This is a genomic window from Lysinibacillus sp. NPDC093216 (assembly GCF_050280325.1).
In the GTDB taxonomy this organism is placed as follows: domain Bacteria; phylum Bacillota; class Bacilli; order Bacillales_A; family Planococcaceae; genus Lysinibacillus.
In genome coordinates this window covers 36,091-47,744 of record NZ_JBNNVB010000011.1, presented here as the reverse complement: position 1 = coordinate 47,744, position 11,654 = coordinate 36,091, and the positions used below count along the sequence as shown (strand labels likewise).

Below are 11,654 nucleotides of genomic sequence, written 5' to 3'. Positions count from 1 at the left end.
GAACGACGGAAAGAAGAGTCGAAGTGACGGATAGAATTCGAAGCGACGGAAAGAAGAGCGGCAACGACGGAAAGAACTGCCGAAGCGACGGATGAAGCGATCAGAACGACGGAAAGAAGAGTCGAAGTGACGGATAGAATTCGAAGCGACGGAAAGAAGAGCGGCAACGACGGAAAGAACTGCCGAAGCGACGGATGAAACGATTAGAACGACGGAAAGAAGAGTAGAAGTGACGGATAGAATTCGAAGCGACGGAAAGAAGAGCGGCAACGACGGATAGAACTGCCGAAGCGACGGATGAAGCGATCAGAACGACGGAAAGAAGAGTTGAAGTGACGGATAGAATTCGAAGCGACGGAAAGAAGAGCAGCAACGACGGAAAGAACTGCCGAAGTGACGGATGAAGCAATCAGAACGACGGAAAGAAGAGTTGAAGTGACGGATCGAATTCGAAGCGACGGAAAGAAGAGCGGCAACGACGGAAAGAACAGCTGAAGTGACGGATGAAGCAATCAGAACGACGGAAAGAAGAGTTGAAGTGACGAACAAAACTCAAAGCGACGGATAGTACATCAAACTAAGAAAGTTCACATCCATTACGCCACACTCGCATTTTACATAGAATCCCTCTATAGTGCTAACTACTGAAAAAATATTGATATAGCATGTCCACTGCAATTGCAAAGGTAAAAAAACTTTAGAAGATAGAACATTGCAACAAAAGACTGTTATCCGAATTTATCAACATGATATTCACAATATCCACAGAAAAAGGACTTTAAAAGTGAATGTTTTGATGATTGATTACAAGAAATGTTCGTCTTTTAGGAGAAATCAGCATAAAAACGCAAGAAAAATCATGTTATTCTTGAGATAGAAGTGGTACACTAGTGTTGACTATAATTTCGAAAAGAGGGAACCCAGTGAGAATAGCAATTTCTTCTGATCACGGAGGCAATAACTTACGTCGTGAGATTATGCAGCTGTTAGATGAGCTACATATTAGCTACGAAGATTTTGGTCCACAATCTGCGGATTCAGTAGACTATCCTGATTATGCAAAACCAGTTACTGAAGGTGTTGCTAGCGGGGAATTTGATAAAGGTATTTTAATTTGTGGTACAGGCATTGGTATGTCTATTGCTGCAAATAAAATTAAGGGGATTCGCTGTGCTTTAGTGCATGATTTATTTAGTGCGAAAGCAACGCGTTGCCACAACGATTCTAATATTTTAGCAATGGGTGAGCGTGTTATTGGGCCAGGCCTTGCGCGTGAAATCGCTAAAGTATGGCTTGAGACAGATTTTGAAGGTGGCCGTCATACGCGCCGCATTGAAAAAATCGCTGAGCTTGAGCAGTAAGAAAAGCAATTTAGTTTGTTAATATATGTCCCTAAGCTAAAAAGTGTCATCAAAGAAATTGGAGTGCTTTTTAGCTATGTGACATAAATAATTTAGAATAAGGGGCTGAGCATAGTGGTTGTTCAACAAATACGAACACATTTGACTCAGTTACTCAGTGAATTTGAAGAGCAGGTAACTCTACGACCAAATACTATTTTTGTTGTAGGCTGCTCGACATCTGAAGTGATTGGTCAGAAAATTGGCACAGCGGGCGCGCTTGAAATTGGAGAAGCAATTTTTGAGCCGTTGCAGGCATTTGCAAAGAAACATCAACTACATCTAGCGTTCCAAGGATGTGAGCATATTAATCGTGCTATTACAATGGAAGCAACAACAGCAGACCAATTTGGTTATGAACCAGTAACAGTTGTACCAGTTCGTACAGCAGGCGGCTCGATGTCTGCTTATGCGTTTACACAATTTACAAATCCAGTTGTTGTGGAAGCTGTGCAAGCAAATGCAGGTATTGACATTGGTCAAACACTTATAGGTATGCATTTAAAGGCAGTAGCTGTTCCAGTTCGTACTTCTGTGCGAATGGTAGGAGAAGCGGTTGTGACAATTGCAACAACACGTCCAAAGCTGATTGGCGGAGAGCGTGCAGTATATAAATAAAATTACCTCTGAAATCAGTGGTATACAAAGAACGATTATACTTAGGAGGCTTTTTCAAACATGGCATACGAAAAATTAGCAGTACAAGACAAAGCAGTATTAGACGGAATTCTTGCGGAAAAAAAACGTCAACAAGCAAATATTGAGTTAATCGCATCAGAAAACTTTGTATCTGAAGCAGTAATGGAAGCACAAGGTTCTGTTCTAACTAATAAATATGCTGAAGGTTATCCAGGTAAACGCTACTATGGCGGCTGTGAACACGTAGATGTTGTGGAAGATATCGCACGTGATCGTGTGAAAGAAATCTTTGGTGCAGAATATGCAAACGTACAACCACACTCTGGTGCACAAGCAAACATGGCTGTATACCACACGATTTTAGAACCAGGCGATACTGTACTTGGGATGAATCTATCTCATGGCGGTCACTTAACACATGGATCTCCTGTAAACTTCTCAGGTATTCTATATAACTTCGTTGAATATGGCGTAACGGAAGATACTCAAGTAATCAATTATGAAGATGTACGTCAAAAAGCGTTAGAACATAAGCCCAAACTAATTGTTGCAGGTGCATCTGCATACCCACGAGAAATCGATTTTGCTAAATTCCGTGAAATCGCTGATGAAGTAGGAGCATATTTCATGGTGGATATGGCGCATATCGCTGGTCTTGTAGCTGCTGGTGAGCACCAATCACCAGTGCCATACGCTGATTTTGTGACATCTACAACACATAAAACATTACGTGGCCCACGTGGTGGTTTAATCCTTGCTTCGAAAGAATGGGAGCAAAAGCTTAACAAATCTGTATTCCCAGGTATCCAAGGTGGACCATTAATGCACGTAATCGCTGCAAAAGCTGTAGCATTCGGTGAAGCATTACAACCAGAATTCAAAGAGTATGCAAAACAAATTAAAGCTAATGCGAAAGCTTTAGCAGAAGTATTAATTGCAGAAGGTGTTGAAATTGTATCTGGTGGTACGGATAACCACTTGTTACTTCTTAATGTGAAATCTCTTGGCCTAACAGGAAAAGTAGCAGAGCACGCACTTGATGAAGTAGGTATTACAACAAATAAAAATACAATTCCTTACGATACAGAATCTCCATTCGTAACTTCTGGTATCCGTATTGGTACACCGGCAGTAACATCTCGTGGCTTCAATGAAGAGGACATGAAAGAAGTAGGTGCCATTATTGCTACGGTTCTTAGAAATCCAGAAGATGAAGCAGTAAAAGCTGAAGCAAAAGCTCGCGTAAAAGCATTAACTGATAAACATCCATTATACGTATAATTTAACTTCTTTCAGCATAAGCCTCTGGCGGATGTCACGGAATCGAGACGGAATTCTTTATGCAAGCACAAAGCCGATTCCAGACGCAATTATGCAGAGGTATAATTGATTAGATAAAGCTGTGGTTAAAGTGATAAATGCACTTTAACCACAGCTTTTTTGCAATTGTCTGCAGTGCAAGCTAGACGATTTCTTGAGGATTAGCGTCAAGGACGAGCCATGGAGCGGGGGGCAATATCCTGTAATAATTCCTCATAACCCACTTCTTATTGTTGCTGTCGCTACGCTTTCGCACAGATAAAACATATTGTTGCTGCCGCTACGCTTTCGCACAGATAAAACATATTGTTGCTGTTGCTGTCGCTTCGCTTTCGCACAGAAATATATTATCCAAAGTGGAACGAAAATCGACCATACGTTTCGGTGAAGAGCTATTTTTTGCTAATTTGGAAATAAAATACTCTCATTTTTGAATTTATTTACATAAACTTAGTAGGAAAGGATATATTATATAGTAGAGAGAGACAGATAATGTCCAGAATTGTTTTTATAAAAGTGACAATTTATTGAATGTTTATATACAATGTAAGAGAGATTTAACTTCTTTCGGCAATTATTTTCTGTACCGAAAGCGTAGCGACAGCGAAACGTCAGCTACAATTATGCCGAGTAATATTGATAGAGATAAAGGGAGGAGGGGCTGAATGGTTACTAAAACAATGATCAAAGAACATGAAATGCTATTAAATACAATTCGTAGGTTAGGTGATAATTCTAAAGAAAGTTACGTTATTTTTGATGCAACAAATAACCATGGCATATTAGAATGTAATGATTCTTTTTGTACACTTACAAATACTACTCGTTCGCAAATAATAAATAACGATTATTTTTCATTGATGTCAAACGAAGAACAGACAACTATTGAAATGATTAAAGATAAAATACATAGCGGAGCCATAGTACAAGCAAAATTGCACCATAGTTGCTTCGACAAATCTCCTTTTTGGGCAGAGATACAAGCACTCCCATTTCAAAATAATAAAAATGAAACATTATTTGTACTAGTAGTTATGAAGGATGTTACTTACTATCATACCGAAGAATTTTTAATGCGCCTTGAGAAAACTATGTACGAAGCGATTGAAAAGGACTATTCTTTTGATAAAAAGATGAGTGTTATTTGCAGTAGTCTAGATGAATTTTTTATGCCCAAAATATCAAGCATGGTGCTTGTCAAAACAGAGGCAGATCAATTACGGATTTTTAAAGGGAATGACAAAATAAAAGATTTGCCGGAGTGTTGTGATAACAAAGAATTTTTTAAAAGAGTAATGCAAGAGGAAACATCTATTCTAGTTAAGAGTTTGGATGAAATCGATATTCCAATAGAACATAAAATGTTTGCTAATGCATCTGAAATGCCATTTGGATGGTTTATGCCGATTTACAATCAACAACAACAAGCAATTGGATTGTTCGCAATTTTTTTAAGGCAACATTCTTGTGCTGAGCAAAAGTCTTTTGAATGCATGTTCCGAAAAATCGGTGCTCTTGTTGCATTGGCATACTCATATGCAAAAACACAAAAAAAGATATGGGATTTAGCCTATATCGATATCACAACGGGGCTGCCTAATCGACATGGTTTTTTAAACAAGGTAGAAAAAGAATACGGTCAAAATGGGAATATCAAAATCTTAAAGCCAAGCGAATTCCATCAAATTGTCGAGTTATATGGTCGTGAAGCGGGAGATGAACTTTTAAGACAAATTGCTAAACGTCTAAATGAAGAGAAGCATGATCATAAAGAATATATTGCTAGATTTACAAGCTCTAGTTTAATCATTGCAAATGCGACATCCGATGAAGATTTCTTCTATTATAAAAGGCGGATAAAAGAGATTATTCGTCAACCCTTTATTGTGGGTGGGAAGCAAATTTATATTACACTGAAGACTGGAATTGCTTTATACAACAATGAGATAAAAATTGCTGATGCGATTCGCTTTGCGGATAATGCTGTATCCTTTGCGGCCAATAAACCAGGTACTCATATGGAAATATTCACACTAGAAAGAAATGATGTGCTTGAGCAGCAAATGACAGTGTTAAACCATTTGGCACAAGCAATAAAAAATAAAGAAATCTCGGTAAATTTACAGCCAAAGGTTGATTTACGGACAGGTGAAATTCAAAGTATTGAAGCGCTTGCCCGCTGGATTTCTCCAAAACTCGGTTTCGTGTCACCGGCAATTTTTATTCCAGTGGCAGAAAGTGTAGGAAAGGTACGAGAAATCGATAATCAAATATTAGAGATTGTTCTTTCCTGGCTAGCAGAGCGCAAAAAATTAGGGAAAAAATTAGTGAAGGTAGCAGTAAATATTTCGCCTGATCATTTTTACTATGCTAATTTTGTACAGGATACACTGGAGCTCGTTCGGAAATACGATATTGATCCGAAATATATCATTTTAGAAGTAACAGAAAATATTGGGCTAGTTGATTTTCAGACTGCTTTTTCTATTATCCAGGAATTAAAAGAGTACGGCTTTAAAACTTCGGTGGACGATTTTGGAACAGGTTTTTCATCACTAAGTTATTTACAAAGACTGCCGTTTACTGAATTGAAAATAGACCGAAGCTTTATTAATGATATTCATGATGCTGCGACACTTGCTATTGTCCGATCCATTATTCAATTAGCATTAAACTTAGGAATGACTTCAGTCGCAGAAGGTATTGAAAATAAAGAGCAGGTTGAAATTTTGCGTGCACTCGGCTGTACAGTAGGACAAGGTTATTTCTATTACAAGCCGATGACAATAGAACAGTTAGATGCAATACTCGATAAATAATCGCTATTATATGTAGCAAACATTCTTGAAAAGGAGTTGTCCCAAATTTATTTTTGAGACGACTCCTTTTTTCTGTTATACTAGGTGAGATAAAAATGAAATCCGAACGGTTAGGAGAGAATCCCTTTGAGCAAAGTATACGTATTTGATCATCCACTAATCCAACACAAGTTAACTTATATTCGTGATAAGAAAACAGGAACAAAAGAATTTCGTGAGCTAGTAGACGAAGTTGCAACATTAATGGCATTCGAAATTACACGTGATATGCCAGTAGAGGAAATTGAAATTGAGACACCTGTTACAGTTGCTAAAACAAAAGTACTTTCTGGTAAGAAAATTGCGATTGTACCGATTTTACGTGCAGGTATTGGCATGGTAGATGGCGTATTAAATCTAATTCCAGCTGCTAAAGTTGGTCATATCGGTCTTTATCGTGATCCAGAAACTTTAAAACCTGTAGAATACTATGCAAAACTTCCTGCAGATGTTGAAGAACGTGATTTCATCATTGTAGACCCAATGCTTGCAACAGGTGGATCAGCAGTGGAAGCGATCAACTCACTGAAAAAACGTGGTGCGAAAAGCATTAAATTTATGTGCTTAATCGCTGCGCCAGAGGGTGTAAAAGAAATTCAAGAACAACATCCAGATGTAGATATTTATATTGCTGCACTTGATGAAAAACTAAATGACCATGGCTACATTGTCCCTGGTTTAGGTGATGCAGGCGACCGCCTATTCGGTACAAAATAATACTGAACAATATTCAATGGTATTAACAAAATTCACCAACGGAAAATAGGGATGACATTTTGTTAAAACGTATATCATGATGATAAGTTGATTGGAGTGGAGACTGGGCGACTCCTCGGGGATCAGCGTTACAGATGAGACCCTGCAGCGAAGCGAAGCGGCTCATCGGACGCCCCCAGGAAAGCGCCCAGTCGGAACGGAAATCAACCTCACGTTATGATGATAAGCCAATGAAAAATAGATTTAGTATGTAATTTTTAGGAAACTTAAAATTTTTGGGAGCGTCCTTCAATATTGAAGGACGTTTCATAGTATGTTAGGCGAATTACTTCTCTTGAAGTTCGACACTTGCTTCATATGATGACGATCAATGGGGGTAACCACTTTTCATACAAATAAAACAAAGGACGGTGCAAATCGTTTTGACGAAAAAATGGAAAGTAATGACGATTTTCGGTACGAGACCAGAGGCTATCAAAATGGCTCCACTTGTATTGGAATTACAAAAGTATCCTGAGCAAATAGAATCGGTTGTGACGGTAACAGCACAACATCGCCAAATGCTCGACCAAGTTTTAGAAACATTTAAAATTACACCAGACTACGATTTAAATATTATGAAGGATCGTCAAACATTAATTGATGTGACGACTAATGCATTACAAGGCTTAGACAAAGTCATGAAAGAAGCGAAACCGGATATTGTTTTAGTACATGGCGATACAGCAACAACTTTCATTGCAAGTCTAGCTGCATTTTATAACCAAATTGCAATCGGGCATGTAGAAGCAGGTCTTCGAACTTGGAATAAGTATTCACCATACCCAGAGGAAATGAACCGCCAGTTAACAGGTGTTATGGCTGACCTTCATTTCGCACCAACGGAAGTATCAAAGAAAAACCTTTTAGATGAAAATAAAAATCCTGACACTATTTTTGTTACGGGTAACACAGCTATCGACGCATTAGCTACAACAGTAAGTGAACATTACACACACCCTGTGTTAGAAAAAATAGGGTCAGATCGTATGATTCTATTAACAGCACATCGTCGTGAAAATCTAGGTGAGCCTATGCGTCATATGTTTAGAGCAATTACTAGAATTTTAGCAGAGCATGAGGATGTACAAGTTGTTTATCCAGTTCATATGAACCCAGCTGTAAGAGAAATAGCGAATGAAATTTTAGGAGATCATAAGCGTGTACATTTAATTGAACCTCTTGAGGTCTTCGATTTCCATAATTTTGCGGCTAATTCTTATATGATTTTAACTGATTCTGGTGGCGTTCAAGAAGAAGCCCCTTCATTAGGTAAACCAGTTTTAGTACTTAGAGATACAACAGAGCGTCCAGAAGGTATTGCAGCAGGGACTCTTAAGCTAGCAGGAACAGAAGAAGAAACAATCTACTCTTTAGCTAAGCAATTAATAGAAGATGAAAATGCCTATGAAGCAATGGCAAAAGCATCAAACCCTTATGGTGATGGACATGCTTCTGAACGTATTGTGAAGACCCTTCTAGGATTTTTACAAAAAAGCAAGTAATATCCCCTTTTTAAAACAAAAAATGAGCCTAATGTACTAATTGTGATGGGTGGGCTAATTTACGAGCATATATGCGTCGTAAATTAGCTTTTTTTTGCACAAACGTGAACCATGATTTTGAAGCTATGAATTTTCATACACAAATTTGTCAACAATTTGACAAGAGTATAGTGGCTGTGAAGTTTTTCTCCTTTACTAATTGACTTCAAATATCTCCTATTGTATGCTTACAAAGGGTAATAATGATAAGGGTTTCTAATCGTAAATATAGGTTGAAACACTTGTTACATCAAGTTTCTACTAAATTGACAGTTCAAACCAAAAACTGTCGATTTGCAACGTTTTGTGCGTTTCGGGGTGTAAGATATTTTTTGGGATTTACACCTGTAATTTCAAATTAACGCTCTCCCGTTACTATTCCGCTGTGAGTAGTGTTTTTCACTGCTCTTTTCTGATTTCACATAGTGGTCAGCAAACGTTTCTTTACTCGAAAAAATGATTCAGGAGATTATAAACCAATGCTAGATTTGCATCACATTTTTGCTGTGCAGAAGAGAGCGTTATTTTTTTTGCTCGCACTCTGTGCATTAGGCTGGGGATTTACACCCTATCAGACGGTTTTTGCAGGCATCGCAATCGGTGCATTCTTTGGTACGTATAATTTTTGGATTTTAGTTCGCCGTATGGAGAAGTTTGATCGATCCATTAGTGAAGGGAAGAAAGTAGGCTCACTTGGTACAGCGCTTCGCTTTGCATCAGGTGTAGCGGCAGTCGCTTTAGCCATTTCGTTGCCAAACTATTTTCACTTAATTAGCACGGTCATAGGGCTAATGATTCCGTACGTTTTTCTCTTTGTCGAGAGAATAGTGTCACATGTAAGGAACCGCTAATGTGCTTTAAATTAGAAAGAGAGGTGAAAAATAACAATGAATCATGAAGCTCCATTAAAAGTAGTTGATTTTGGTTTGTTCAAGCTAACGTTCAACCTTTCAACTGTTATGATGTTACTAGTTGCGGCCGTAATCGTTTTCTTAATCGCTTTTATTTCAACTAGAAGCCTAAAGTTAAAACCTACAGGTATGCAAAACTTTATGGAATGGATTATGGATTTCGTAAAGAACATCATAAAAAGCAATATGGACTGGAAAACTGGTGGGCGATTCCACGTATTAGGTATCACACTAATTATGTTTATCGCTGTATCTAACTTATTAGGTCTTCCATTCTCGATCGCCTATAACGGCGAACTTTGGTGGAAATCTCCTACAGCTGACCCAACTGTTACAATGACGCTTGCAGCAATGATTTTAGCCTTAACACATTTCTATGGTATTAAAATGAAGGGGACAGGCCATTATGTTGGTACATTCTTCAAACCAATGTCATTCATGTTCCCGCTAAAAATCGTTGAAGAATTTGCGAACACTTTAACATTAGGTCTTCGTCTTTACGGTAACATTTATGCAGGTGAGATTCTACTTGGCTTAATCGCAGGTTTAGCATCATCTGGTGCTGTTGGATTCATCGGAGCAATTGTTCCAATGATGGCATGGCAAGGTTTCTCAATTTTCATCGGCTTTATCCAAGCCTTTATCTTCACAATGTTAACAATGGTTTACATGGCTCATAAAGTGAGCGATGACCATTAATATAAAGCATACACCTTATGCTTGAACCCAAAAAAAAAACAAACAATTCCAAGGAGGAAATTTTCAAATGACAGGTTCATTAGGTTTATTAGCAGCAGCAATCGCAATCGGTTTAGGTGCACTTGGTGCAGGTATCGGTAACGGTCTTATCGTTTCAAAAACAGTAGAAGGTATCGCTCGTCAACCAGAAGCTCGTGGCGTTCTTCAAACTACAATGTTCATCGGGGTTGCATTAGTTGAAGCCCTACCAATCATCGCAGTAGTAATCGCATTCATCGTAATGAACAAATAATTCAGTTGTACACTGAATTCTAGTGGCGAAGCAGGAATCTCCAGATGAAACTTCGCCATTCATTTTGGAACTGATAAAAGCTATGTGTAAATATAGCTTTTTAAAATAGGTAGTTTTTCAAGTAATTAATTTATTATGTTGAAGTCAAAGCTCTTGAAGGGAGTGAAACAATCGTGTTTTTAGATAATCTTGTACTAGGCAATGCTAGTCCTGGTTTCAATAGTGGTGATATCGCCGCAACATTAGTTATCTTCTTATTACTAATGCTATTACTTAAAAAGTTCGCTTGGGGTCCACTTATGGGCATCATGCAACAACGTGAAGAATTAGTAGCTAGTGAAATCGAAGCAGCTGAAAAAGCGCGCAAAGATTCGCATCAATATTTAGAAGAACAAAAGAGCCTTCTTAAAGAAGCTCGTACGGAAGCACAATCGATTGTTGAAGGCGCTAAGAAGCAAGGCGAAGTGCAAAAAGAAGAAATTCTTACTGCAGCTCGCAATGAAGCAAACCGCTTAAAAGAATCGGCTTTACGTGAAATTGAGTCTGAAAAAGAAAAAGCTATTGCAGCTGTACGTGATGAAGTCGTTTCATTATCTGTACTTGCAGCATCTAAAGTCCTTAGCAAAGAGATTTCTGAGGCAGACAACCGTGCTCTAATTGAAGAGACGATTGCGAAGGCAGGGGAAGCTCGATGAGTAATTCAACTGTAGCAAAACGTTACGCACAAGCGCTTTTTGAATTAGCGCAACAAAAAAACATTCTTGCTGAAGTTGGAGCAGACTTAAACGAGCTAACAAAAGTAGTCAAAGAATCTCCTGATTTTTTAACACTTTTAAATGCTCCTAAGTTCTCTATCGAACGTAAGAAACAAATGGTAGCTGAAATCTTTGCAGGTGCAACTCCAGATGTTTTACACACAGTTCAACTACTTGTTGAGAAAAAACGTGTAAACGAAGTGAAGCTTATTGCGAACGCATATGCTGAGCTTGCTGCACAGGCACAAGGTACTGCAGATGCAACAGTATTCTCTACACGTGCACTTTCTGCTGAAGAAAGCGCTAATATTTCTACAACATTTGCGAAACTTGTAGGGAAACAATCATTAAACATTACAAACGAAATTGATCCATCGCTTCTTGGTGGTATTCGTGTTCAAATCGGTAATCATATTTATGATAGCTCAGTAGCGAACAAGCTTGAGCGCCTAAAACGTGAATTAATCGGTTAATAATTTA

At 38.3% G+C, this 11,654-nt stretch carries 11 protein-coding genes; all 11 read left to right on the top strand.

Features of this window, described 5'->3' with window-relative positions:
* Nucleotides 1–923: 923 nt before the first annotated feature.
* The 11 genes from rpiB (at nt 924) to ACQKOG_RS13755 (ending at nt 11,647) form a co-directional block, all read left to right on the top strand.
* Nucleotides 924–1,361 (top strand): ribose 5-phosphate isomerase B, encoded by a 438-nt coding sequence (gene rpiB / locus ACQKOG_RS13805; RefSeq protein WP_132360346.1) that lies wholly within the window; start codon nt 924–926, stop codon nt 1,359–1,361.
* A 114-nt stretch (nt 1,362–1,475) separates the two neighbouring features.
* Complete coding sequence (locus tag ACQKOG_RS13800) at nt 1,476–2,018, top strand: TIGR01440 family protein (protein WP_402872096.1); 543 nt, start codon at nt 1,476–1,478, stop codon at nt 2,016–2,018.
* A gap of 60 nt (nt 2,019–2,078) precedes the next feature.
* Entirely contained in the window at nt 2,079–3,320 is a 1,242-nt protein-coding gene (glyA, locus tag ACQKOG_RS13795; RefSeq protein ID WP_370082999.1) for a serine hydroxymethyltransferase, read from the top strand.
* A 704-nt stretch (nt 3,321–4,024) separates the two neighbouring features.
* Nucleotides 4,025–6,178 (top strand): EAL domain-containing protein, encoded by a 2,154-nt coding sequence (locus tag ACQKOG_RS13790; protein WP_427447032.1) that lies wholly within the window; start codon nt 4,025–4,027, stop codon nt 6,176–6,178.
* A gap of 126 nt (nt 6,179–6,304) precedes the next feature.
* Complete coding sequence (upp, locus tag ACQKOG_RS13785; RefSeq protein ID WP_370078481.1) at nt 6,305–6,934, top strand: uracil phosphoribosyltransferase; 630 nt, start codon at nt 6,305–6,307, stop codon at nt 6,932–6,934.
* 422 nt (nt 6,935–7,356) lie between these two features.
* A complete protein-coding gene (wecB, locus tag ACQKOG_RS13780) occupies nt 7,357–8,478 on the top strand; it encodes a non-hydrolyzing UDP-N-acetylglucosamine 2-epimerase (RefSeq protein ID WP_402872102.1) in 1,122 nt (373 codons plus the stop codon).
* A 518-nt stretch (nt 8,479–8,996) separates the two neighbouring features.
* Nucleotides 8,997–9,368, top strand: a complete 372-nt coding sequence (locus ACQKOG_RS13775) for an ATP synthase subunit I (RefSeq protein ID WP_249075151.1) — start codon at nt 8,997–8,999, stop codon at nt 9,366–9,368.
* 36 nt (nt 9,369–9,404) lie between these two features.
* Nucleotides 9,405–10,127 carry a F0F1 ATP synthase subunit A gene (gene atpB / locus ACQKOG_RS13770; RefSeq protein WP_370078477.1) on the top strand — a complete coding sequence of 241 codons (723 nt, stop codon included), beginning with the start codon at nt 9,405–9,407 and terminating at the stop codon, nt 10,125–10,127.
* A 67-nt stretch (nt 10,128–10,194) separates the two neighbouring features.
* Nucleotides 10,195–10,419: a F0F1 ATP synthase subunit C gene (gene atpE, locus ACQKOG_RS13765; protein WP_132360362.1), complete on the top strand. Its 225-nt coding sequence runs from the start codon at nt 10,195–10,197 to the stop codon at nt 10,417–10,419.
* A 173-nt stretch (nt 10,420–10,592) separates the two neighbouring features.
* Nucleotides 10,593–11,114, top strand: a complete 522-nt coding sequence (gene atpF / locus ACQKOG_RS13760; RefSeq protein WP_370078475.1) for a F0F1 ATP synthase subunit B — start codon at nt 10,593–10,595, stop codon at nt 11,112–11,114.
* Nucleotides 11,111–11,647, top strand: a complete 537-nt coding sequence (locus ACQKOG_RS13755) for a F0F1 ATP synthase subunit delta (protein ID WP_370078473.1) — start codon at nt 11,111–11,113, stop codon at nt 11,645–11,647. Before atpF ends, ACQKOG_RS13755 begins: the two co-directional genes overlap by 4 nt.
* Nucleotides 11,648–11,654: the final 7 nt, after the last annotated feature.

Excerpts from the sequence above, each read along its gene's own strand:
- glyA (WP_370082999.1), top strand. The coding sequence starts at position 2,079 with ATGGCATACGAAAAATTAGCAGTACAAGACAAAGCAGTATTAGACGGA.
- ACQKOG_RS13790 (WP_427447032.1), top strand. The coding sequence starts at position 4,025 with ATGGTTACTAAAACAATGATCAAAGAACATGAAATGCTATTAAATACA.
- ACQKOG_RS13775 (WP_249075151.1), top strand. The coding sequence starts at position 8,997 with ATGCTAGATTTGCATCACATTTTTGCTGTGCAGAAGAGAGCGTTATTT.
- atpB (WP_370078477.1), top strand. The coding sequence starts at position 9,405 with ATGAATCATGAAGCTCCATTAAAAGTAGTTGATTTTGGTTTGTTCAAG.
- atpE (WP_132360362.1), top strand. The coding sequence starts at position 10,195 with ATGACAGGTTCATTAGGTTTATTAGCAGCAGCAATCGCAATCGGTTTA.
- ACQKOG_RS13755 (WP_370078473.1), top strand. The coding sequence starts at position 11,111 with ATGAGTAATTCAACTGTAGCAAAACGTTACGCACAAGCGCTTTTTGAA.